At 72.1% G+C, this 24,718-nt stretch carries 12 protein-coding genes; 10 read left to right on the forward strand and 2 right to left on the reverse strand.

Going from position 1 to position 24,718, the window contains the following annotated elements; translation table 11 throughout:
• Positions 1-11 precede the first annotated feature (11 nt).
• Positions 12-959, reverse strand: coding sequence for a methionyl-tRNA formyltransferase (locus tag ACP4J0_RS27525; protein ID WP_426601415.1), 948 nt, complete (start codon positions 957-959; stop codon positions 12-14).
• Between the two features lie 235 nt (positions 960-1,194).
• Between ACP4J0_RS27525 and ACP4J0_RS27530 the strand changes: the two genes are divergently transcribed.
• The 8 genes from ACP4J0_RS27530 to ACP4J0_RS27565 all read left to right on the forward strand — a co-directional run bounded on the left by ACP4J0_RS27530 (position 1,195) and on the right by ACP4J0_RS27565 (position 21,246).
• Positions 1,195-2,550: a lysine N(6)-hydroxylase/L-ornithine N(5)-oxygenase family protein gene (locus tag ACP4J0_RS27530; RefSeq protein WP_426601416.1), complete on the forward strand. Its 1,356-nt coding sequence runs from the start codon at positions 1,195-1,197 to the stop codon at positions 2,548-2,550.
• A gap of 11 nt (positions 2,551-2,561) precedes the next feature.
• Positions 2,562-3,620, forward strand: a complete 1,059-nt coding sequence (locus ACP4J0_RS27535; protein ID WP_426601417.1) for a FecCD family ABC transporter permease — start codon at positions 2,562-2,564, stop codon at positions 3,618-3,620.
• Positions 3,621-3,652: 32 nt separating this feature from the next.
• The gene (locus ACP4J0_RS27540; protein WP_426601463.1) at positions 3,653-4,720 is read left to right on the forward strand and encodes a FecCD family ABC transporter permease; all 1,068 of its coding nucleotides are present in this window, start codon (positions 3,653-3,655) and stop codon (positions 4,718-4,720) included.
• Positions 4,721-4,758: 38 nt separating this feature from the next.
• Entirely contained in the window at positions 4,759-5,619 is an 861-nt protein-coding gene (locus tag ACP4J0_RS27545) for an ABC transporter ATP-binding protein (RefSeq protein WP_426601418.1), read from the forward strand.
• 90 nt (positions 5,620-5,709) lie between these two features.
• Positions 5,710-6,765 carry an iron-siderophore ABC transporter substrate-binding protein gene (locus tag ACP4J0_RS27550; RefSeq protein WP_426601419.1) on the forward strand — a complete coding sequence of 352 codons (1,056 nt, stop codon included), beginning with the start codon at positions 5,710-5,712 and terminating at the stop codon, positions 6,763-6,765.
• A gap of 2 nt (positions 6,766-6,767) precedes the next feature.
• Complete coding sequence (locus tag ACP4J0_RS27555) at positions 6,768-8,558, forward strand: ABC transporter ATP-binding protein (RefSeq protein WP_426601420.1); 1,791 nt, start codon at positions 6,768-6,770, stop codon at positions 8,556-8,558.
• Between the two features lie 57 nt (positions 8,559-8,615).
• Positions 8,616-19,559: an amino acid adenylation domain-containing protein gene (locus ACP4J0_RS27560; RefSeq protein WP_426601421.1), complete on the forward strand. Its 10,944-nt coding sequence runs from the start codon at positions 8,616-8,618 to the stop codon at positions 19,557-19,559.
• Positions 19,546-21,246 (forward strand): ABC transporter transmembrane domain-containing protein, encoded by a 1,701-nt coding sequence (locus ACP4J0_RS27565; RefSeq protein ID WP_426601422.1) that lies wholly within the window; start codon positions 19,546-19,548, stop codon positions 21,244-21,246. The genes ACP4J0_RS27560 and ACP4J0_RS27565 overlap by 14 nt, the downstream gene beginning before the upstream one ends.
• 30 nt (positions 21,247-21,276) lie before the next feature.
• On the opposite strand, the gene ACP4J0_RS27570 is transcribed toward ACP4J0_RS27565, so the two are convergent.
• Entirely contained in the window at positions 21,277-22,368 is a 1,092-nt protein-coding gene (locus tag ACP4J0_RS27570) for an alpha/beta fold hydrolase (RefSeq protein WP_426601423.1), read from the reverse strand.
• 88 nt (positions 22,369-22,456) lie between these two features.
• On the opposite strand from ACP4J0_RS27570, the gene ACP4J0_RS27575 reads away from it, so the two are divergent.
• Positions 22,457-22,669 carry an MbtH family protein gene (locus ACP4J0_RS27575; protein WP_426555369.1) on the forward strand — a complete coding sequence of 71 codons (213 nt, stop codon included), beginning with the start codon at positions 22,457-22,459 and terminating at the stop codon, positions 22,667-22,669.
• An 858-nt stretch (positions 22,670-23,527) separates the two neighbouring features.
• Positions 23,528-24,424: an aminoglycoside phosphotransferase family protein gene (locus ACP4J0_RS27580; RefSeq protein ID WP_426601424.1), complete on the forward strand. Its 897-nt coding sequence runs from the start codon at positions 23,528-23,530 to the stop codon at positions 24,422-24,424.
• Positions 24,425-24,718: the final 294 nt, after the last annotated feature.

Consider the following 24,718-nt stretch of genomic DNA (forward strand, 5'->3'; position numbering starts at 1 on the left):
CGGGGGTGCCGTCAGGGGTGGCTGGTCAAGTAGCCGCCCATGGAGGTGAAGTACTCCGTCGCGGACAGCTCCCGTCCGTCCTCCGTCCGTACCCGTGTGATGGCGAGGCCCCGGTTGCGGCCGGTGCGGGCGTCGGCGCCGGCGACGATCACCACGGCGTCGCCCTCACGGTAGAAGACGCGGCCGGGCGTGCCGCCGTAACGGCCCTGGGACACCACGGCGGCGAGGACCTCGAGCCGCCTGCCCCGGTGGAAGGTGAAGGCGCTGGGGTAGGGCTCGGACTGGGCGCGGACCAGGCGTTCCAGGTCTTCGGCCGGCCAGCTCCAGTCGATGCGGATGTCCTCGGCGGACCGCTTGTGGAAGAAGCTCGCCCGGGACCGGTCCTGCGGGGTGAACTCCGTCTGCCCGGCGGCGATGAGGGCGAGTGCGCCGGTGGTGACCGGGGCGATGAGGTCGACGGTCTTGTGGAACAGATCGGTGGCGGTGTCCGACGGTCCGACCGGCACCGCCTCCTGCCGGACGATGTCGCCGGCGTCGAGTTCGTCGTTCATCATGTGCGCGGTGACGCCCACTTCGGTCTCCCCGTTGATCAGAGCCCAGATCAGCGGGGAGAAGCCGGCGTACTTCGGCAGCAGCGAGTCGTGGACGTTGAGCGTGCCGTGGCGCGGGAGGTTGAAGATGCGCGGAGGGATCCAGGTGCGCCAGTTGTTGGCCACGATGATGTCCGGGTCGGCCTGCTCGAGGCGCTCGAACAGCTCGTCGTCGTCGGGGCGGTTGCGGATCAGCACCGGAACGCCGTGCTCTTCGGCGAGGTCGGCGACGGAGTCGCTCCAGATCTTCTCGTACGCGTGCTCGCTCTTGGGGTGTGTCACGACCAGCACCACGTCGTGTTCGGAGTCCAGGAGGGCTTGCAGGGTGCGGTGCCCCCACGTCTGGTAACCGAACATGACGACCCGCATGGGGTTCCTCCTCGAGACAGGGGACGGCCCGGGCAAGTAAAGCAAGGCTTACCTTAGTCCACAACGGCCGCGCGTGGCACCCCAGTTGACGGCGGGGACCGCGAACTTGCCCTATCGACAGCCTCGGGATATTAGCTTAGGCTCACCTAAGTTTCCGGCGGCCGCTCCGTCGGCATGTCCCGGTTCGGCAATCCCCCACGTTTGACAGGCGACTGTCCCGCACGATGGGAGTGACATGTCACAGGTTCTTCCTGATGACGCAACACCGGTCCACGACCTCATTGGCATCGGCTTCGGACCGTCCAATGTCGCCATGGCGATCGCGATCGGCGAGCACCACGCACGCGCAGACGGGCAGGAGACGATCACCGCTCGCTTCTTCGAGCAGCAGCCGCGCTTCGGCTGGCACCGCGGCATGCTGATCGACGACGCGACCATGCAGGTGTCCTTCCTGAAAGACCTGGTGACCCTGCGGAACCCGGCCAGCGAGTTCAGTTTCCTCTGCTACCTGCAGAGCAAGGGACGGCTGATCGACTTCATCAACCACAAGAACCTCTTCCCCCTGCGGGTGGAGTTCCACGACTACTTCGAGTGGGCCGCGGCCAAGGTCGACGACATGGTCTCCTACGGCCACGAGGTCGTCGGCGTCGCACCCGTCGGGCGGGACGGAGCCGTGCACCACCTCGAGGTGACGGTCCGCTCGGGAGAGGGACTCGAGGTTCACCGGGCCCGCAACCTCGTCATCGGCACCGGGCTGCGTCCCTTCCTGCCGGAGGGTGTGGAGCGTGGCGACCGGGTCTGGCACACCTCCGACCTGCTGGCGAAGGTCGACGGGCTGGAGGGCACCTCACCCGCTCGGTTCGTCGTCGTCGGCGCCGGCCAGAGCGCCGCGGAGAACGTCGCCTACCTGCACCGCCGCTTCCCCGGAGCAGAGATCTGCGCCGTCTTCAGCCGCTACGGCTACAGCCCCGCGGACGACAGCGGTTTCGCCAACCGGATCTTCGACCCCGCCGCCGTCGACGACTACTTCGCCGCGCCCGCAGGCGTGAAACGCCGGCTGATGGACTACCACGGCAACACCAACTACTCCGTGGTGGACATCGACCTGATCGACGACCTGTACCGGCAGACGTACCGGGAGAAGGTCCTCGGTACCGAGCGGCTGCGCTTCCTCAACGTGTCCCGGCTCACGGACGTCAAGGAGACGCCGGACAAGGTCCGTGTCACCGTGACGTCCCTGGTCACCGGCGAGGAAACCCTCCTGGACGCGGACGTCGTGGTCTTCGCCACCGGGTATGGGCGGGCCGACCCCCTCGGTCTGCTCGGCGAGGTCGCGGAGCACTGCCTGCGTGACGACGAGGGCCGGGTCCGCGTGGAGCGCGACTACCGCGTCGCGACCGACCCCGGCCTGCACTGCGGCATCTACCTGCAGGGCGGCACGGAGCACACCCACGGCATCACGTCGTCCCTGCTGTCCAACACCGCCATCAGGGTCGGGGAAATCCTGGAATCCCTCCTCGACCGGGGGCTCAAGTCCGCGTCCGACGCGGTCCGCACGGTTGCCGACGGAACCGGCACCACCGCCCGTTAGTGTACGTCGCTATGGCCACGACTGCGGTTGAACGCCCCACGCCCGGGGGCGCAACGACGGCCCGCCGACGGCGGGTTGCGGGTTTGGGTGTGCTTGTGGTGGTGCTCGTGGCCGCGGGGGCGGTGTCGCTGACCGTCGGTGCGCGCGCGTTGAGTCCTGCCGAGGTGTGGCACGGGCTGTTCGCGGCGCCCGACCCCGACCAGCGACTCACCGAGATCAGGCTCATCGTGCGGACCGTGCGGCTGCCCCGCACGGTGCTCGCGACCGTGGCGGGAGTCGCCCTGGGGATCGGCGGAGCACTGATCCAGGGGTACACGCGCAATCCGATCGCCGACACGGGCCTGCTGGGCGTGAACTCCGGCGCCTCGTTCGCCGTGGTGTCGGGGATCGCGCTGTTCGGGCTCACCGACCCGTTCCAGTACGTCTGGTTCGCCTTCCTCGGCGCGGCGGTCGCGGGTGTGGTCGTGTTCGGGCTGTCGAGCATCGGCCGGGGCGCCGGCAACCCGTTGACGCTCGCCCTGGCCGGGCAGGGCGTCACCGTGTTCCTCGCGGCGATGACCACGGCGGTCGCGCTGACGGACAAGGCCTCGCTCAATGCGCTGCGGTTCTGGAACGCGGGCTCGGTCGCCGGTGTCGGGTTCGACGTCATCTGGCCGGTCACCGCGTTCATCGCGGTCGGGCTGGTGCTGGCGCTGACCACGCTGCCCGCCGTCAACCTGCTCAACCTGGGTGACGACGTGGCGCGGGGCCTGGGGGTGAACATCGCGCTGACCCGGACCGTCGGCATCGTCGCCATCACCCTGCTGGCGGGCGCGGCGACGGCGGCGTGCGGCCCCATCGCGTTCATCGGCCTCATGGTGGCCCACGTGGCCCGGTATCTGACCGGGCCGGACTACCGCTGGCTGGTGCCGTACGCGGGGCTGCTCGGCGCCGTCGTCCTGCTGGTCTGCGACATCGTGGGCCGTCTGGTGGTGCGGCCGGGGGAGCTGGACGCGGGTGTCCTCGTCGCTCTCCTGGGGGCCCCGTTCTTCGCGGCTCTCGTATGGCGCGGAAAGTTCAAGAACGCATGAGCGGGGCGGATGTGAAGGCGAACGGGGCTGACATGAAGGCCGACGGGGCGGAAGTGAGGCCGGCCCTGACGCCCGGTGTGCGGCTCGGACACGTGTCCTTCGTGTGGCGGCCCTGGATCGCGTGCGTCACGCTGCTGCTGACGGCGGCGGTCTTCCTGGTGTTCTGCCTGTCCATCGGTGTCGGGGACTTCCCCATCGCCCTGCCCCGGGTGGTCGCCACCATCTTCGGCCGGGGTGAGCAGGTCGACGAGTTCGTGATCATGGACCTGCGGATGCCCCGCGCCCTCGCCGGCCTCGTCGTGGGGATCGCGCTGGGTGTGTCCGGGGCACTCACGCAGTCCATCGCGCGCAATCCGCTGGCCAGCCCGGACATCCTGGGCATCACCAGCGGTGCCAGTGCGGTCGCGGTGTTCCTGGTGACCGTGTCGGGCGGCACCGCCGCCGCGATCGTCGACACCGTGGGCCTGTCCGCGGCCGCGCTCGCGGGCGGTCTCGGCACCGGCCTGCTGGTGTACTTCCTGGCATGGCGGCGCGGGATCGACGGCTTCCGGCTCATCCTCATCGGCATCTCGGTGAGCGCCGTGATGCAGGCCATCACGACCTGGCTGCTGGTCGAGGCCGACATCAGGGACGTGGCCCGGGCCCAGGCGTGGCTGGTCGGCTCGCTGGACAACCGGGGGTGGAACGAGGTGTGGGTGGCGCTGTGGGGCACGCTCGGCCTTCTGGTCGTGGTGTCATGCGTCGCGTTCCAGTTCAAGCCGATGCACTTCGGCGACGAGGTCGCCGCGGGCCTCGGCGTCCGGTTCTCGATGGTGCGGGCGGTCCTGCTGCTGTGCGCGGTGCTGCTGGCCGGCGTGGCGGTGAGCGCCGCGGGTCCGGTCCCGTTCGTCGCGCTGGTGGCTCCGCAGGTGGCGATGCGTCTGGCGAGGTGCCCGACGCCGCCGTTGGTGGCTTCCGGCATGGTGGGAGCACTGCTGTTGATCGGCTCGGACCTGATCGCGCGCACGGCCCTGCCGGTCTCCCTCCCGGTCGGTGTGGTCACCGCCGCGATCGGCGGCCCCTTCCTCGTCCATCTGCTGGTGCGGGCGAACCGCAGATAGCTGGTACAAAGTAAGGCGAGCCTAAACAAGGGGGCCTTGTGGTCGTTCAGTCCATCACCGCGACCGAGTCCGGAGTCGATGGTGCCTCACGGCTGGCAGCCCGGGGGGTCACGGTCGGGTACGGCACCCGGACCGTCATCGACGATCTGGACGTGGCGATCCCGCCCGGGGTGATCACCACGATCATCGGCCCCAACGGCTGCGGGAAGTCGACCCTGCTGCGGACGCTGTCCCGGCTGCTCAAGCCGGCCAGGGGGACAGTCGTGCTCGACGGCGAGGACATCGCCGGGCTCCGTACCAGGGACGTGGCGAAGAAGCTCGGCCTGCTGCCCCAGGCGCCGGTCGCGCCCGACGGCCTGACGGTGTCCGACCTGGTCGCCAGGGGCCGTCACCCGCACCAGAGCTGGCTGCGGCAGTGGTCGTCGGACGACGCCGCCGTCGTGGAGCGTGCACTGGCCATGACCGGGGTGTCCGACCTGGCCGACCGCCCGGTCGACTCGCTCTCCGGCGGTCAGCGTCAGCGCGTCTGGATCTCGATGACCCTGGCCCAGGGCACCGACCTGCTGCTGCTGGACGAGCCGACCACCTACCTCGACCTGGCGCACGCGATCGACGTGCTCGACCTGGTGGACGACCTGCACGAGTCGGGCTGCACCGTGGTCATGGTGCTGCACGACCTCAACCTGGCCACGCGGTACAGCGACAACCTCGTCGTGATGCGGGAGGGAGCGGTCCTGGCGCAGGGCCACCCGCGTGACGTGATCAGCGCCGAGCTGCTGCACGACGCCTTCGGACTGCGGGCCAAGGTGATCGACGACCCGGTCGGGGACCGGCCGCTCATCGTGCCGATCGGGCGCGCCCACGCCGAACTCGGGCGAGTACCAACCGAGTTGCAGTAGTGAGGGTAGGCTAACCTCACTCGGGCGCGATAAGGTTTGCTGCCCTTAGACGGGGGCGCAGTGGACAGCGCGACAGCAAGGGATCTCCGGATGCTCCTCAGAACGACGCGTATGAAGCCCTGGCGGCGGTTGGCGGCGGCGCTGTCCGCCGCCGCACTCGGCGCAGGCCTCCTTGCGGGGTGCGGTTCCGACTCGAACGACTCGGCGGACAAGACGGGCGACGACACCCCGGCCGCCGCAGCCGGTGCCTTCCCGGTCACCGTGGAGCACGCGTTCGGGACCACGAAGGTCACCGAGGCTCCCGAGCGGGTCGTCTCCGTCGGCTACACGGACGACCAGACCATCCTGGCGTTCGGCATCAAGCCGGTCGGCATGGTCGACCAGTACCCGAACCCGGCGGGCCGGAGTCCCGACATCAACACCCAGTGGCCCTGGGTCAAGGACAAGTGGGGGGACACCAAGCCCGAGGTCGTCATGAAGAACGGCGACTCCGGCCCCAACTACGAGAAGATCGCCGCCCTGCGGCCGGACCTGATCATCGCGGTCTACTCGGAGATCGACCAGGCCGCCTACGACAAGCTCTCCAGGATCGCTCCGACGGTGGGCCGCACCAAGGCCGAGAAGGAGCCGTTCAGCGCGCCGTGGCAGGACAACGCGCTCCACATCGCCAAGGCGCTCGGCAAGGCCGAGGAGGGCGAGAAGATGGTGGCGGACATCGAGGGCAAGCTCGACGCGGCCAAGACGGCGCATCCCGAGCTCGCGAGTCAGACGGCCGTCGTCCTGTCCTGGTACGAGGACTCGGTGGCGCCGTTCACCTCCACCGACGTGCGCGGCCGGCTGGTGACGGGAATCGGCTTCGCGTACCAGACCGCGATCGACGAGGTCGCCGACGGCAACTTCTACACGAAGCTCTCCCCGGAGCGGGTCGACCTGGTCGACGTCGACCGCATCTTCGTCATCAACGACAAGGCGGACCAGGACGCGCTCAAGAAGTTCAAGCTGTTCACCAACCTGGACGCCGTCAAGAACGGCAAGGTGTCGTACCTGCTGGACAGTGAGGGCCCGGCGGTCGGAGCGGCCATTTCCCAGGGCACCATGCTCTCCATGCCGTACGCGATCGACGAGCTCGTCAAGTCGGTCGGGTAGGTGTGAGCAGCACCGACACACGCCTCGCCCCGGCGACGCTGCGTACGGCGACCGGGCGCGAGGCCACCCGATGGGTCGCGGCGCACTGCCGCGAGGTGCCGTGGCTGACGGCCGCCACCGTACTCACCACGGTGGCCGGGGCGGCGCTCCAGGTGCTCCCGGTGCTCCTGCTCGGCCGGGTGGTCGACGAAGTGGTCCAGGGCGGATCGCAGTCGGTCCTGGTGACGATCGGGGCCCTGATGGTGGCCGCCGCGCTGCTCGGCGCGGCGGCCACCGCGGCGTCGACCTACCTGATCGGGAGGCTGGGCGCCGATCTGCTCGCGCGGCTGCGGGAAGGTGCCGTCCGGGCGGTGCTGGGGATGCCCAGCACCCGGATCGAGGAGGTCGGCCGGGGGGACGTGCTGTCCCGGGTCGGTGACGACGTGGCCGTGATCTCCAAGGGCATCCGGACGGCCGTCCCCACGGTGTTCTCGGCGGGCGTGCTGGTCGCCATCGCCACGGCGGGCATGTTCGGACTGGACTGGCGGCTCGGCCTGGCGGGCGCCGGCGCGCTTCCCGCGTACGCGCTGGCGCTGCGCTGGTACCTTCCCCGGTCCGCCCCGCTCTACCGGAAGCAGCGGGCGGCCCAGGCCGACCGCGCGCAGGCCCTGATAAGCGGTCTGGACGGAATCGACACGGTCCGGGCGTACCGTCTGGAGGACGCCTTCCGCGACAAGGTCACCACCGAGTCCTGGCGGGTGCGCGATCTCGGTATCGAGGTGTTCCGGTTCTTCGGCCGGTTCGTCGGCAGGGAGAACCGCGCCGAGTTCATCGGGCTGACCCTGATCATCGTGGTGGGTTACGCCCTGCTGGAGGCCGACGCGGCCAGTCTGGGCGAGGTGTCGGCCGCCCCGCTGCTGTTCCACCGGCTGTTCACCCCGCTGGGCGCCATCATGTTCACCTTCGACGAGGCGCAGAAGTCGGGTGCGAGTCTGACCCGGCTGGTCGGGGTGGTGGGGGAGGACACGGAGGTCCGGCTGGTGGGTGACGCGTCGGTCGAGGCGGCGGGCGCCGCCACCGCGTACCCGGTGACGGTGGAAGGGCTGACGTTCGCCTACCCCGGCGCCGAGGAGCCGGTCCTGAGGGACGTCGACCTGACGATCCCGGCGGGCGGTTCGCTCGCCCTGGTGGGCGCGACGGGCGCGGGCAAGTCGACCCTGGCCGCGCTGATCGCGGGCATCGGGACCCCGCAGGCAGGGTCGGTGCGCGTCGGGCCGACCGATCTCGCCGGTGTGGACGAGGCCGGGGCGCGGGCCCTGGTGAGCATCCTGACCCAGGAGACGCACGTGTTCTCCGGTCCGCTCGCCGACGACCTGCGGCTGGCCGCGCCGGAGGCGACCGACGGCGAACTCGCGGACGCCCTGCGCACGGTGGGCGCCGCCGCGTGGGTCGAAGCGCTGCCCGAGGGGATGGACACCCTGGTCGGTGAAGGCGGCGAGCGGCTCGACGTCACCAAGGTCGCCCAGATCGCCCTCGCCCGGCTGGTGCTGAGCAGGTCGCCCGTGGTGGTCCTGGACGAGTCGACCGCGGAGGCGGGCAGCGAGGGCGCCGCCGAGCTGGAGCGGGCCGTGCTGGCCGCCTGCTCGGGCCGGACCACGCTGTTCGTGGCGCACCGGCTGACCCAGGCGATGGCCGCCGACCGGATCGCCGTGCTGGACGCGGGACGCGTCGTGGAGGAGGGAACGCACGAGGAGTTGGTCGCTCTGGGCGGCCGGTACGCGCGGCTGTGGCGAGCCTGGCGAGAGGGTAGTTAGGTAAGGCTTGGCTAAGTTACTCTGCCTTCATTCCTTGGAAGGGGCGTTGAGTCTTCGATGACGGAACCGACCGCTCGTCTCGTTCTGCTTTCCCCCGCGCACCTGACCGGCATACGCCGCCGCACCGGCGACTTCTCCGACCGGACCATCGCCGGGGCATGCGCCGTCGGACTGTCGTACTGGGCGACGGGCCGGAGCCCCGACGGCATCGACCTCACCCCGAACACCCTGTTCGCCGACGTCCTCGGATGGGTCGACAACGGCGGCTCGGCGCCCCGCGACTGGGGTGTCGGACCGGACTGCCGGAGCATCCGTCTCCCGGAAGGCGTCCTACCGGACGACGCCCAGCTCGCGCTGGACGACCTGGCCGACTTCCCGGACCGGCCCCTCGGCACCATCGGGCCGTCCAGTGCGGCGGCGCGGCGCGCGCAACTGGCCGAATGGAACGACACAGGGGCCGACCGGGCCCGTCCGACCCTGGTGGAGATGTTCCGCGAGCAGGCGAGGACCAGGCCGGACGCCGTAGCCGTCGTGGACGACCGGCGGACGCTGACCTACCGCGAAGTGGACGAGAGGTCCGCCCAGTTGGCCCACCACCTCGTCGGACGCGGGCTCACCGCCGAACAGGTCGTCGGCATCTGCCTGGAACGCTCCGCCGACATGGTGATCGGACTGCTCGGCGTGCTCCGGGCGGGCTGCGCGTTCGTGCCGCTCGATCCGCACTGGCCCGCCGCGCGCCGGGCCGTCGTCATCGAGGACGCCCGGGTCGTGGCGCAGCTCAACACCTCGGGCGAGCACGCCGAGGGCGAACCGGAAGCCGTGGCGGTGGACCTCGGCGACTGGCGGTTCGGGTCCCACCCCGCCGAGGACCCCGAGGTCACCGTCCTCGGCGACGCCCTGGCCTACGTGATCTTCACGTCCGGTTCGACCGGGCGGCCCAAGGGCGCGATGATCCGGCACGAGGCGATCAGCGAGCGCCTGCTGTGGCAGGTCCACGAGATCCTGGGCTTCGGCCACGGCGACGCGTCACTCTTCAAGGCGCCGCTGTCCTTCGACATCTCCATCAACGAGATCTTCCTGCCACTGGTGTCCGGTGCGAGGCTCGTGGTCCTCGGGCCCGGCGGCGAACGCGACCCGCACCACCTGCTGAGCGTGATCGCCGAGCAGCGCGTCACCTTCACCTACCTGGTGTCGTCCATGCTGGACGTGCTGCTGGAGATGGCCGGCGACTCCGGGCGCCTCGACAGCCTGCGGCACGTGTGGTGCGGCGGCGAGGTGCTGACCCCGGAGCTGTACGAGCGGTTCCGTACCCGGCTCGACATCCCCATGTACCACGGGTACGGCCCCGCCGAGGCGACGATCGGCGTCTCGCACGTCGTCTACCGGGGCGTGGCGGAACGCCTGTCGACGTCGATCGGCAAGGCCAACCCCAACACCCAGTTGTACGTACTGGACGACGAGCTGCGCCCGGTCCCGGTCGGCGTCGGCGGTGAACTGTACGCCGGAGGCCTCCTCCTCGGGCGCGGGTACGTCAACGCCCCCGCCCTCACGGCGTCCCGGTTCGTGGCGAACCCCTTCGCGAACGACGGCTCACGGCTCTACCGGACCGGTGACCTCGCGCGCTACACCCCCGACGGCTCGCTGGACTTCCTCGGCCGGGCCGACAACCAGATCAAGATCCGCGGCATGCGGCTGGAGATCGAGGACGTCGAGGCCGGCCTCGCCGAGCACCCGGCGGTGCGGCACACCTGCGTCGTCGCGAAGAGGAACGCGGCCGGCGGCACCTACCTGGTGGGATACGTGATCCCGTCCACCGGGAACGACGGTCTGCGGGCGGCCGACGTGAAGGCCTGGGCCGGCGCGCACATGGTCGAGTACATGGTGCCCGCCCACATCGTCGTGATGGACGCGTTCCCCCTCACGGCGAACGGCAAGCTCGACCGGAAGGCGCTGCCCGAGCCGGTGACCGCGACGGCCTCGCTCGTCCAGCCCGCCACCGGGAACGAGCGCGCCGTGTGCGCGGCGGTCGCGGCGCTGCTGCGGCTGGACGAGGTCGGCGTCGACCAGGACTTCTTCCAGCTCGGCGGAGACAGCATTCTGGCGATCTCGCTCCTGGGCGCACTGCGGAACGCGGGTCTCCACGTCACGGCACGGCAGATCCTCACCCACAGCACCCTGGGGGCGCTGGCGGCCGTGGCGAGCCGGGCGGACACCGCCGTCGTGGACCACCGCGACGTCGAGACCGGCTCCGTCGTGGGATCGCCCATCGTGCAGTGGCTCGGTGAGACCACGGACGCGATCGACGGCTTCGTGCAGTCGGTGGTACTGAACACCCCGGCGGACCTGACCGCCGGCGCTCTCGACGCGATCCTCGCCGCCTTGGTCGGCCGGCACGCCATGCTGCGCGCCAGGCTGGTGCGCGGCGACCGCTGGAGCTTCGACATCCCGGAAGCGGACGGGGCGGACGGGACCGGCGAGGCCGGCGGGACGGGCCCCTCGGCCTCGCGCTGGCAGGAGAGCGACCGGCCGCTCGACGAGTGCGTCGCGCTCGCCACCGAGCGGCTGGACCCGGCGGGCGGCGCGATGCTGCGTGCCGTCTGGCGCCGCGAGGCACGGCAGTTGGTCCTCGTCGTCCATCACGTGGTGATCGACGGCGTGTCCTGGCGGGTGCTGATGGAGGATCTGGCCACGGCATGGCGGCAGCTCGCCTCGGGCACCCCGATCGAACTTCCCCCGCCCGGCACGTCGTTCCGACGCTGGACGCAGTTGCTGGAGCGCGCGGCGTTCGACGCGGACAGCGCGTACTTCCGACGTCCCCTGCCGGGAGCGGACGAGCCGGTGGGCAGGCGTGCGCTGTCCGAGGCCGACACCGTCGCACGGGAGCGGGTACGGACCGTCTCGATCGGCGCTGAGGCCACGGCCGCGCTGCTGGGCGAGACACCGGCCAAGTTCCACGCCGGTGTCAACGACGTACTGCTGACCGCGCTCGCCGTCACCCTCGCCCGGTGGCGCCGGGACCTCGGCCAGGACCAGACGTTCGCCCACATCGAGCTCGAGGGCCACGGCCGCGAGGGACGGTTCGTGGCACCGTCCGCCGGCTTCGAGCCGGAACTGTCGCGGACCGTGGGCTGGTTCACCACCCTCTTTCCGGTGACCGTGGACCCCGGCCCGGCCGCCGACCCCACCGCGCCCCGGTACCTGGCCGCCGCCCTCAAGGCGGTCAAGGAGGACCTGTCCCGGGTCCCGGACAACGGCGTCTCCTACGGCGCCCTGCGCTACCTGGCCCGCACCGACCTCGCGGCGCCCGCACCCCAGGTGCTGTTCAACTACCTGGGCCGCTTCGACGCGGGCGCTCCTGGCGACTGGCAGCTCGCCCGTACCACCGGCCGGCTGGGAGAGAGGCGGGACGCGAGGATGCGCCTGCCGCGCGCCCTGGAGTTCAACGCGATCGCCGAGCCCGGCCCGACCGGCGCCTACGAGCTGAGCACCGCCATCTCCTGGCCCGACGGCATGTTCACCGACGACGACATCGCGACGATCGGGTCCTACTACCGAACGGCCCTGGCGGGGCTGGCCGCGCTCGACGCGGGCGGCCACTCGCCCAGCGACTTCGCCCCGGTGCCGCTCACACAGGCGGATGTCGACGCCCTCGACGGCCCGGCGCTGCGGGACATCCTGCCGTTGACACCGCTGCAGGAGGGCCTGTACTTCCACTCGGTCTACGACGACGACCGGACGGGGAGCTACGTCGAGCAGCAGCTGCTGACCCTGGACGGTGAGGTCGACACCGGCCGGCTCGCGGCGGCGGCCACCCGCCTGCTCACGCTCCACCCGAACCTGGCCGCGCGCTTCGTGGCCCTCGCCGACGGCCGAGTGGTCTCCGTGCTGGAGAGCGGCGTGGAGGTGCCCTTCACCGAGCTGCACCGCCCCGGCATCACCGACGACGAGATCCGGGCCCACGCCGAGGAGGACCGCCGCGCCGGGTTCGACCTGGCCACCGGCCCGCTGATGCGGTACACGCTCATCCGCGGGGGCCCGGGCCGCACCGTCCTGGTGCAGACCGTGCACCACATCATCGCCGACGGCTGGTCGGTGCCGCCCATGCTGCGCACGCTGCTGGCCGAGTACCACGCGCCGGGGACCGTCCACCCGCTCGGCGGCTTCCCCGACTACGTACGCCTCCTCGCCGGACGCGACGACGAGGTGAGCGACCGGGTGTGGCGCGACCGGCTCGCCGATCTGCCCGGCCCCTCGCTGGTCGCCGAGGGACACACCCCGTCCGACCGGTTCGCCGACACCGCGGCGGTGCCGGAGCAGGACGTCGACGCGGCCGCCCGGTCGGCCGGCGTGCCGCTGAGCGTGGCCGTGCACAGCGCCTGGGCGGTGACACTGGGCGGCATCCTGCACGGCAGGGACGTGGTGTTCGGTTCCACGGTGTCCGGACGCGACGCGGACGTGCCCGGCATCGAGGACATGGTGGGCCTGTTCATCAACACGGTCCCCGTGCGCGCCCGGTGGACCGCCGCCACCACCGCACGCGACCTGCTCGCCTCGGTCAGGGCGCACCACAGCGCCGTGCTGGCGCACCAGCACGTCTCGCTGGCACGGATCGCCCGTCAGGCCGGTGCCGGCCCCCTGTTCGACACCCTGGTGGTGTTCGACGTGGCGACCGACGTGGCCGGTCTGCGGCGGCCCGACGACACACTGGTCGTCACCGGCATCGTCAACGAGGGCGCCCCGCACTACCCGCTGACGCTCGTGGTGGAGCGCACCTCCGACGGCCGCCCGCGCTTCAACCTGATCCACGACGGCGAGCTGCTGCGGGAGGCGGGAGCCCGGACGATCCTGGACACGTTCACCCGCACCCTCACCGGCCTGCTCACCCGCCCGGACGCCGTGGTCGACGACCTGGCGTCCGAGGGGACCCGGCGACCCGCGCCGGTCACCCCGACGACCCTGGACGAACTGTTCGACGCCGCCGCGCGCCGAGACCCGTCCGCCACGGCCGTCACCCAGTGCGGCCTCGACGGCGGCACCCGGTCCCTGACCTACGGCGAACTGGCGGACGCCAAGGACAGGCTGGCCTCCGCCCTGCGCGCGGCCGGCGTCGGACCGGGGCAGCGGGTCGCCGTCGCCGTACCCCGCTCCGTCGAACAGGTCGTCGCGTTGGTCGCGATCGTCAGCGCGGGGGGCGCGTACGTCCCGCTGGACCTGGCCTACCCGGACGAGCGGCTGGAGTACATCCTCGCCGACGCCGCCCCGCAGGTCGTCCTCGTGGCCCCGGACCGGCGCGACCGCCTCGCGGGGCTGCTGTCCCGGGCGGGTGTGCCGACGGCTCGTGTGCTGGTGCAGGGGGAGGAGCCGGCGCCGGCCACCGCTGCCCCGGGAACCGGCCCCGGCCGGCACGACCCCGCGTACGTGATCTACACGTCCGGATCGACCGGCAGGCCCAAGGGCGTCGTCGTGCCGCACTCCAGCGTGGTGACGCTGCTCGCGAACACCCGGCCGGACATGAACTTCGGCCCGGACGACGTGTGGGTCCAGTTCCACTCCTTCTCCTTCGACTTCGCGGTCTGGGAGCTGTGGGGCGCGCTCGCGCACGGTGGTGAGCTGCTGGTCCCGGAGTACGGGCTGACCCGCTCGCCGGTCGACTTCCACCGGCTGGTCCGCGAACGCGGGGTGACCGTCCTCAACCAGACCCCATCGGCCTTCTACCGGTTCATCGAGGCCGACCGGCATGCCGGCCGGCCGCTCCCCGCGCTGCGCCGGATCATCTTCGGCGGCGAGGCGCTGGACCTGGGGCGGCTGCGCGGCTGGGTCGAGCGGCACGGCACCGGTTCGCCCGAGCTGGTCAACATGTACGGCATCACCGAGACCACCGTCCACGTCACCCACCGGGTGCTGACCGACGCGGACTTCGACCCGGGCGACGAGGTCGGTCCGATCGGGGGCCCGCTCGCCGGCCTGGTCACCTACCTGCTCGACGACCGGCTCCGGCCGGTGCCGCCGGGCCGGGTGGGTGCCATCTACGTCGCCGGCTACCAGGTGTCACTCGGCTACCTGGGGCGGCCGGGGCTCACCGCGGGCCGCTTCGTGGCCGACCCGTTCGCGGGCGACGGCTCCCGCATGTACCACACGGGCGACCTCGCCCGCCGCACGCTCGACGGCGAGCTGTGGTTCGCCGGGCGCGCCGACGACCAGGTGCAGCTCCAGGGGTTCCGTATCGAACCGGGCGAGGTGGAGTCCGCGATCAGGGGACTCGACGGTGTCGTGGACGTCGCCGTCACCGTGGCCGACACCGGCGACCACCTGGTCGCGCACGTCGTGGGCCGGATACCCGGCGACCTCGCCGAGCAGCTGTCCACGAAACTGCCGGCGCACATGGTGCCGGGCCGGGTGCGGCCGGCCGACGCGCTGCCGCTGACGGTCAACGGCAAGCTGGACCGCCGGGCCTTGGCCGAACGGGCGGCACACGACGATGCTCCGGTGGCGGCGGCGGGCCAGGTACTCGCCGCGCTCGTCGGCATCTTCGCCGACTCCCTGCCCGGCTGTGAAGTGGACGGTGACACCGACTTCTTCAGGGCCGGTGGTGACAGCATCGTGGCCATCACCGTGATCAACCGGGCCAGGGCGCTCGGCCTCGCGATCGCGCCACGGGACGTGTTCCTGCACAGGACACCGCGTGCGCTCGCCGCACAGCTGGCGACCCGGGGGGCGGCGGGTCCGGGCGCACCGCGGGCCACGGAGTCCGCGTCCGGACACCGCGGGACGGGCCCGCTGCCGCCGACGCCCGTGATCCTGCGCCAGCGCGAACTGGGCGGCTCCCTGACCCGGTTCGCCCAGGCGAGGACCCTGCGGGCCCCCGAGGGCACCGGCTTCGCCGACGCCGAGCGCGCCGCGCGGGCCGTCGTGGCCGCACACCCGGCCCTCCGTCTGCGGCTGCGCGTCGAGCACGGGGTGTGGGCACTGCGCACCGAACCCGCCCGCGAGGCCACCGTCGCACGACCGGACACGACCGATGTGACGACGGCGGCGAACGAGGCCGCCGGACGGCTCGACCCCGAGTCCGGGGACGTCGTCGCGTTCTCGTGGCTGGAGACGAGCCGGACCCTCGTGATCACCGCACACCACCTCGCCGTCGACTCGGTGTCCTGGCTGATCATTCTCGACGACCTGGCCACCGCGATGCGCGGGGCGCCCCTGGCACCGCCGACCACGTCCTACGCCGAGTACGCAGAAGCACTGACGTCCCACGCCACCCGCGCGACCGGCGACCTGGACCACTGGATCACCACGCTCCAGGCACCCGCGCTGCTGCCCTCCGTCGACGGGCTGCGCGAGACCACGGCCGTACTCCCGCCCGAAGCGGCCCACCGGGTGACGCGCACCGCGCCCACCGCACTCGGCGTCGGTCTCACCGAGTTGCTGTGCGGCGCGCTGCGCACCGCGCTGACCCGCATCCAGCCGTCCCCCACCGATCTCGCGATCGAACTGGAGCGGCACGGCCGGGTCCCGGCCCTCGGACACCACGACTACACCCGCACGGTCGGCTGGTTCACCTCCATCGCGCCCGTACGGCTCACCCCGCACACCGATCCCCTCGCGGCGGCGCGCGAGATCGCCGAACGCCAGCCGGACGAGCGTGCGCACGTCGCCTACGGCGGGCTCAGGTACCTCAACCCGCAGACGGCACCGCTGCTGACCGCCCGCCCGCAGGTGCTGTTCAACTACCTGGGCCGGGGCGGCGAGTCCCGGGCGCCGCACCTCACCGGAGGCGACCAGGGAAGCCCGTACGCCGTCGAGGTCAACGCGTGGACCGACGAGACCACCGGCAGCCTGCACGCCGCCTTCACCCTTGCCGAGGGCATCCCCGACGAGATCACCGAGTACTGGCTCGGCGCGCTGGAACACATCGCGGACGCCTCCGCGACGGCCGAGCGCACGGCACCGGTCACCCCGCTCCAGCGGGGGCTGTACTTCCAGGCCCAGATGGCGGGCTCGGCCGGACACTACGTCGCGCAGAGCTACTTCACCTTCGAACGGCGCCTGGACACCGAAGCGCTGGCCGAGGCGATGGCGTACGTGATCGCACGGCACCCGGTCGTGGGCGCGGGCTTCACGACCGACGCCGGCGGAAACCCCGTCCAGGTCCTCACCGCCGGCCGGCGAGTCGGTGTCCGCACGGTCGAACTGGCCACGGACGCCGAAGTCGAGGCCCTGCGCGCCCGGGACCGCGACACGGGCTTCGACCCCGGTGAGCCGCCGCTCGTCCGGCTGACCGTGGTGCGCCGGCCCGACGACCGCGACGGTCTGCTGCTCAGCTACCACCTGCTGCTGTGGGACGGCTGGTCGAGGGAGATCGTGCTGAGGGACCTGTTCGACGCCTACCAGGACGTCCTGGCGGGGAAACCGCCGACCGCTGTCGCGGCCACCCCGAGCTTCGAGGACCACGCCCGCCTGCTCGCCGCGAAGGACTCCGCAGCGGCGGAGCGTTTCTGGGCGGACCATCTGGCCGGCCTCTCCGGCCCCACCCTGCTCGCCGGACCGGCGCCGGCCCTCTCCGACGACCTGCCGCGCGCACTCGTACACACGCTGTCCGCCGCACAGTCGCACCTGCTGCGGGAAGCGGCCAGGGCGCACGGGGTCACCCTGAACTCGATACTGACCGGCGCCTTCGGCCTGCTCCTCGGCGCCCGTACGGGCCGCGGTGACGCCGTGTTCGGTGTGACCGTCTCCGGCCGCGAGGGCGAGGGACTGTCCGGCATCGTCGGCGTACTGCTCAACACCGTGCCCATGTGGACGCGGGCACGGCCGGGCGACACGGTGCGCGCGTACCTGACGGGCGTACAGGCGGCCAGGGTCGCGGCCATGGAGCACGAGCACCTCGGCCTCGGCGAGATCCAGCGGGCCGGCGGGCACGACACCCTGTTCGACAACCTGTTCGTGCTGCAGAACTTCCTCGACGTGGACGCCTTCGCCGAGATGAACGCCAGGCACGGCATCACCTCGGTCCGGGCCGACGACTCCACCCACTATCCGTTCACCTGGGTCGTCACGCCCGGCGAACAGCTCACCGTCAAGCTGGAGTACCGCGACGACGACCCGGAGAACGCCCGTGGTCTCCTGGACGACTACCTGAGCGTCCTCGACGACCTGGCCCGGTCGAACGGACCGGTGGGCGCACTGCGGGGCCTGGGGCCACAGCCCGAACCCGCCGAACGCACCGACATCGGCACGGACACCGTCGTCGACCGGTTCGACCGGGCGGCGGACCGCGACCCGCGGCGAGTCGCGCTCGTGGCCCACGGCTCGACCATGACCTTCGCCGGACTCCGCGACCGCAGCCGCGCGGTGGCGGGTGTACTGGCCCGCCGCGGCGTCGGACCCGGGACGACCGTGGGCCTCGCGGTCCCGCGCTCCCCGGACTCGATCGTGGCGCTGTTCGCCGTACTGCGCGTCGGCGCCGCCTACGTCCCGCTGGAGCTGGACCACCCGGACGAGCGGATCGCCGCGATCGTGGCGGACGCCCGCCCGGACGTGATCCTCACCGTGAGCACCGTCTCGCCCCGCCTGACCGGCGACCTGATCGAGCTGGACCGCCCACTGCCCGAGGCCGAGCCGTTCGTGACGTTCGCGCCGGACGACCCGAACCGGCTGCGGCACCCCGCGTACACGATCTACACCTCCGGATCGACCGGCAGGCCCAAGGGCGTGGTGACCGAGTACGCCGGACTCACCAACATGCTGATCAACCATCAGCGCCGGATCTTCGAACCGGTGCTGGCGGAACACGGTCACCGGACCTTCCGGATCGCGCACACCGTGTCGTTCGCGTTCGACATGTCGTGGGAGGAACTGCTGTGGCTCGCCGACGGCCACGAGGTGCACATCTGCGACGAGGAACTGCGCCGTGACGCGCCCCGCCTGGTCGAGTACTGCCTCGCCCACGGAATCGACGTGATCAACGTGACCCCGACCTACGCGCAGCAACTGGTGGCCGAGGGCCTGCTCGACGACCCGGCACGCCAGCCGGCACTGGTGCTGCTGGGCGGCGAGGCCGTCACCCCGACGCTGTGGCAGCGGCTCGCCGAGACCGAGGGGACGGTCGGCTACAACCTGTACGGCCCCACCGAGTACACCATCAACACCCTCGGCGTCGGCACCTTCGAGTGCCAGGACCCGGTCGTGGGTGTCGCGATCGACAACACGGACGTGTACGTGCTGGATCCGTGGCTGCGGCCCTTGCCGGACGGGGTCCCCGGCGAGCTGTACGTGTCGGGCATCGGCATCGCCCGGGGCTATCTCGGACAGACCGCCCAGACCGCGCACCGTTTCGTGGCGTGCCCGTTCGGCGCCCCCGGCGAGCGCATGTACCGCACCGGGGACCTGGTGGTCCGGCGGCCCGACGGCAACCTGATGTACCTGGGCCGCACCGACCAGCAGGTCAAGATCCGGGGACACCGGGTCGAACCGGGCGAGGTAGAGGCCGTGTTCGCGGCGCACCCGGCGGTGCGGTTCGTCGCCGCGGTCGCGCAGCCCGACCCGCAGGTCGACGGGGCCCACCGGCTGGCCGCCTACCTCGTGCTGGACGGCTCCGATCTGGCGGCGGTCGCCGCCGAAGTGGGCGCCGCGCTGCCGGACTTCCTGCGCCCGACGCACTACGCCCAGGTCGACGCCATCCCGCTGACCGTGAACGGGAAGGCCGACACCAGGGCGTTGCCGCAGGCCAAGCCGCTGGGCGCGCTGACCACGGCGGGGGAGCGGGGCCCGGAGACCGGGACCGAGACCCGGGTGTGCGAGTTCTTCGCCGAGGCACTGGACCTGGACGACGACGAGGTGAGCGCGGTGAGCGACTTCGTCTCCCTCGGAGGGCACTCCATGCTGGCGGTGCGGCTGACCGGACTGCTCCGCCGCGAGTACGGTCCTGTGATCACGATCCGCGATCTGTTCACCCTGCGAACCCCGGAAGCGATTGCGCGCCACCTCGATGACAACGCCTGACACGCAGCGGCCCCGCCCGGGGTCCGACATCCTCCGCACCGCCCTGCGCCGCAACGTCGGCGCGATGGTCTGGGGCACCGTCCTCATGGGCCTGTACCAGGCCGGTGAGACCGCCTTCCCCATCGCGCTGGGGCTGATCGTCGAACACGCCCTGCGCGACCGGAGCCCCGAGGCCCTCGGCGTCTCGATCGCCGCGCTGGCCGTGATCATCACGACCGTGTCGCTGTCGTGGCGGTTCGGGATGCGCGTCCTGCAGGACGCCAACACGACCGAGGCGCACCGCTGGCGGGTGCGGGTCGCGGCCTGCGGACTCCAGCCGGTGGCCCGGGACGTCGACCTCAAGTCGGGCGAGGTGCTGACCATCGCCACCGAGGACGCCGACCAGACCGCCGACATCATCGAGGTGGTGCCGCTGCTGATCAGCTCACTGGTCGCGGTGGTGATCGCGGCCGTCGCGCTGGGCCTGGCCGACATCCGGCTCGGACTGCTGGTGATCGTGGGAACCGTCGCGATCCTCTCGGTCCTGAGCGTGATGTCCAGACGGATCGGCTCCAGCACCCGCGAACAGCAGGCCCGGGTGGCACGGGCCGGTGCGAAGGTCGCCGACCTGATCACCGGTCTGCGCCCGCTGCACGGCTTCGGCGGCAACCACGCCGCGTTCCGCTCCTACCGGGAGGTCAGCACGGAGGCGAAGCACCAGGCGGTGACCGTCGCCAGGGTGAACGGGGTGTACGCGGGCACCGCGCTCGCCCTCAACGCGGTCCTCGCCGCCGCCGTGACCCTCACGGCGGGCTGGCTGGCGTTCGACGGTCAGATCAACATCGGCGAACTCGTCATGGCCGTGGGCCTCGCACAGTTCATCATGGAACCGCTCAAGCTCTTCTCCGAGATGCCCAAGTACGTGATGATCGCCCGTGCGTCGGCCGAGCGGATGGCGCTGGTCCTGACCGCGCCGCCGGTGACGGTCCCGGGGCCGGAGCGGCCGGCCGCGGGAGGCGCCCTCGAGGTCGACTCCCTCCGGCACGGTGCCCTGCGCAAGGTGCGGTTCCGGGTGTCCGCCGGGGAGTTCGTGGCGATCGCCGCCTACCAGCCGCGCGCGGCGGCCGACCTCGCGTCGGTCCTGGCCCTGAACGTCCCGCCGGACGCCTACGAGGGGGTGGTGCGGGTCGGCGGCCAGGACGTCGCGGACCTGTCGATCGAGGCGGTCCGCGCTCACATGCTGGTCAACCCGTACGACGGGGAGATCTTCGCGGGCACCCTCCGCATGAACATCGACCCCTCGGGCACCAGCCGGACCGTCCCCGAGGCCGTCGAGGCCTCCATGCTGACGGACGTCGTCGCCCTGCACCGCGAAGGACTCGACTACGCCGTGCGCGACCGGGGAGCGAACCTCTCCGGTGGGCAGCGGCAGCGGCTCTCCCTGGCCCGCGCCCTCGCCGCCGACGCCGACGTCCTCGTCCTGCGCGATCCGACGACCGCCGTCGACGCGGTCACCGAGCAACTCGTCGCACGCAACATCGCGAAGCTGCGCCGGGGGCGCACCACCCTCGTGATCACCAGCAGCCCGGCGCTGCTGGACGCCGCCGACCGAGTCCTCGTCCTGGACGACGGCGTCATCACCGCCGAGGACACGCATCGCAACCTCCTCGCGACCGACGAGGCCTACTGCCAGGCCGTCGCCCGGTGACCCGGCGGTCGGTGCCCCGGTGGCCGGCCCTCAGGCGAGTGCCCAGGCGACGTCCCTGAGCAGGGCGTGCCGCCAGCCCGCCCGGTCGTGGTCCGACGCCGACCGGGAGACCCGCACCGTCGCACCGGCCTGCTCGGCCAGGGCCTCCACCAGGCCGCAGTGGGGGAGCATCCGGGTCTCGTGCTCCCCCACGTCGAACGCGACCCGGAGACCGGACAGGTCGGGCCGCTCGCGCAGGCGCGCGGCGAGGGCACCGCCGACCGGCCCGCCCAACGGGTCCGCCAGGTCCGCGGCGCCGGGTGCCCACCACAACGACGCCGACTGGCAGGCGACACGGGACACCAGGTCCGGGTACTCCAGCGCCGCGTACAGCGCGCTGAGTCCGCCGAGGCTCTGCCCCGCCACGACCAGCCGGTCCGGGTCGGCGGGCACCCCGCACTTCGCGACCAGTGGCAGCAGTTCGTCCCGGACCGCCTCCCACAGTGCGGGACGGCATCCGAACTCGGCCGGCCTGTCCTTCGCCGGCAGGAAGACGAGCGTGACCGGCGGCATCGCGCCACCGGCGACGGCCGAGTCGAACGCGGTCGCCGCCGGGTGCAGGTAGAGCCAGTCGTCCCCGTCGAGCAGCAGGACCACCGGTCCGCCGCCGCCCGCCGGATGGACCCGCACGGTACGCCGCCCGCCGAGCCGTTCGCTGCTCCAGCGGAGCCGGGTGCGGGGGAGGGGCAGTACGACGTCGGCGCCGCCGACGAGGGGCCAGTGCGGCTGCGCGGGGGCGTCCGGGGTAGCGGCGATGGACCGGTCACCGCCCGCACCGACCGGGTTGAGCGGGTCCGCGTACGCCGCGTCACCCACGAGGAACCGGTACGTGACCCGCAGCCGCGCCGGCATCCGCACCTCGGCGTACCAGCAGTCCGTGTCGCCCCACCGTCGCAGGGGCACCGGCTCCGACCAGCTCTCGAAGACCGTGGTCGCCGCTTCGGAACCGCGCCGCAGGAACAGGGTCGTCCAGCCGTCGCCGTCGGGTATCGACGCGGGGGCCCTCGCGGTCGCCCAGAAGGCCTCGGTGCCGGGCGCCCCGGACAGCCCGAAGGCGGCGAAGGCGTCGTCCCCCAACCTCATGAAGGTCTCCTTGTGGAGCGGAAAGCGAGAAGGCTAAGCTCAATCGCGATTAGGCGAGCCTAACCTAATTCTTCCGGAGGTACCGCGTATGAGCACCAACCCGTTCGACGACGCCGACGGCCGGTTCCTCGTCCTCGTGAACGACGAGGGGCAGCACTCGCTCTGGCCTTCCTTCGCGGAGGTGCCCGGGGGATGGACGACCGTCTTCGAGGAGAACACCCGGGACGCCTGCCTGGAGTACGTCGAAGCCAACTGGACCGATCTGCGGCCCCGTTCCCTCGCCGAGTCCATGGACGCCTGACGCGCCTGACGCGCCTGACAGGGCCCACCCGGCGGGTCGTCACTGCCCGGCTCCCGGCGACGCCCCGTCCGTTTCCCACTGGCCCCCACGGTTTCGGCTTGCTACAACCGGCGCATGGGAACCTGGACCGACGCGTTCGTCGCACCCGCCGAGCCGAGCCCGCTGCCCGGGAGGCCTTCGGCCGTCTCGTGGTGGACCTGGCGCGCGAGCGTGTGGTCCGTACGCCCTGGGCGCTGATCGCGGGCCGGCTCCGTGTCAACGCGAGCCTCAACTGGTGCAGCGTCAGCGGGCAGGCCGCTGGGACCGTCCGGCCCCGGGCACCCTGCTGTGCTCGGAAGAAGTCCCGACGAGTTCCAGGACGCCGACCGCCCCCGTGGGGCGACTCGCACGAGCGGGCCCGGCTGCCCGCCCGCGGTGACGCGATCCTCGACGTGCTGCCGGCGCTGCGGCGGGTGCCCTACGGGGAAGAGGACGTCGCCGTTGTCTTCGACCGCCTCGACTTCCGCAACCGGGCTGTCCTCGACCACTTCTGGTCCGAGGACCACCCCGCACCCTGCTGGTCTGCTTCGCCCTGGCCCGGCAGCAGAGCAGACCCCTCGACGCCCACGACTGCGACGAGCCGGGCAAACCGGTCCACCCGGTACGCACCTGTATCGTCCACACGTTCAGGGGCGCGGCGGAGGAGGACCCCGCGCCGGCGATCACCGCTGACGCCGCCCGGTATTTCGGCCCCGCCCTCGTCAGTGGCCGGACCCGGGGCTGAGCAGCGCAGGAATTCGGTCGACAGGGAAGCCCGCGACGCACTGTGATGGCCGGGACCGCCCGCCGTACGCAGCGGGCCGACGTCAGGAGCCATCCTTGGCAACCGCGAGCACCCCGGCCCGCCCCTCGATCGACACCTCACTGGTCAGGCGCCTGGTCGACAGGCAGTTCCCGCAGTGGGCGGAGCTGCCCCTGAGGCTGCTCGAACCGGCCGGCTCGGACCACGTGATCCACCGGCTGGGGGAGGAGCTCGCCGTCCGGCTTCCCCGTCATGCCGGCGCCATCGGGCAGGCCAGGAAGGAACTCGAGTGGCTGCCCCGGCTCGCCCCGCACCTGCCTCTGGCCGTCCCGGTCCCGGTAGCGGTGGGGGAACCCGGCCTCGGATATCCCTGGCCGTGGGCGGTCTCCCGCTGGATCGACGGGGAGGTGGCCACCGCCGACGCGCTGGCCGACTCCTGCGAGACCGCCGTCGAACTGGCCGGATTCCTGACCGCGCTTCAGCGGTTCACACCCGAGGAGGCCCCGGCCCGGGGCCCCGTGGACGACCTCACCGACCAGCCGCTGGCCGCTCGGGACGAGGCGACGCGCGCGGCCATCGCGGAGGTCGACGGCGCGTTCGACAAGGCTGCCATGACCGAGCTGTGGGACGCGGCGCTCAGCGCCTCGGGATGGGAACGCCCTCCGGTCTGGTTCCACGGAGACTTCCACACCGGCAACCTGCTGACCGTCGACGGCCGCCTCAGCGCGGTCATCGACTTCGGCGGCCTCGGCATCGGTGACCCGGCCTGCGACCTGACCATCGCCTACACCCTGATGTCGGCCGGGCCCCGGGCCGCCTTCCGCGCCGCGCTCGGCGTGGACGACGCCACCTGGACCCGAGGCCGGGGCTGGGCCCTGGCCACCGGCCTGAACGCACACCTCTCCTACGCCGCCACCAACCCCGGGATCGCCGCGCAGACCACTCGGCAGATCACGCAGGCGCTCATCGGGTAACGCGAGCCGTCCGCGTCGACGGCCCGTCCGTGGCCACCGTCGGGCGCGGCACGCCCCGCTCCCCGAGGTGAGCCGCCGGCCCCGTGCTGCGGTCCGGACCGCAGCGGCCAGCTCCCCGGACCGCGTGGCGGCAGCGTCGTCGGTCCGCATCCGGTCGCCGGCGACGACGGCTCGTTGCGGAACAGCGGTGCCGGCCGGTGGGCCGGAGATGTCACGGCGGCCGTTGGTGGCGGCCCGGCCGGGGTGGGGTTCCTCGGCGACCGTCACGAAGTGGTCCCCGGACCGCCGCGGCAC

Source organism: Streptomyces sp. WG7 (assembly GCF_049975785.1).
In the GTDB taxonomy this organism is placed as follows: Bacteria; Actinomycetota; Actinomycetes; order Streptomycetales; family Streptomycetaceae; genus Streptomyces.

Bases quoted from the DNA above. Each gene is read 5' to 3' on its own strand.
- ACP4J0_RS27525 (WP_426601415.1), bottom strand. From the start codon at position 959: ATGCGGGTCGTCATGTTCGGTTACCAGACGTGGGGGCACCGCACCCTG.
- ACP4J0_RS27530 (WP_426601416.1), top strand. From the start codon at position 1,195: ATGTCACAGGTTCTTCCTGATGACGCAACACCGGTCCACGACCTCATT.
- ACP4J0_RS27535 (WP_426601417.1), top strand. From the start codon at position 2,562: ATGGCCACGACTGCGGTTGAACGCCCCACGCCCGGGGGCGCAACGACG.
- ACP4J0_RS27540 (WP_426601463.1), top strand. From the start codon at position 3,653: ATGAAGGCCGACGGGGCGGAAGTGAGGCCGGCCCTGACGCCCGGTGTG.
- ACP4J0_RS27550 (WP_426601419.1), top strand. From the start codon at position 5,710: ATGCTCCTCAGAACGACGCGTATGAAGCCCTGGCGGCGGTTGGCGGCG.
- ACP4J0_RS27560 (WP_426601421.1), top strand. From the start codon at position 8,616: ATGACGGAACCGACCGCTCGTCTCGTTCTGCTTTCCCCCGCGCACCTG.
- ACP4J0_RS27565 (WP_426601422.1), top strand. From the start codon at position 19,546: ATGACAACGCCTGACACGCAGCGGCCCCGCCCGGGGTCCGACATCCTC.
- ACP4J0_RS27570 (WP_426601423.1), bottom strand. From the start codon at position 22,368: ATGAGGTTGGGGGACGACGCCTTCGCCGCCTTCGGGCTGTCCGGGGCG.
- ACP4J0_RS27575 (WP_426555369.1), top strand. From the start codon at position 22,457: ATGAGCACCAACCCGTTCGACGACGCCGACGGCCGGTTCCTCGTCCTC.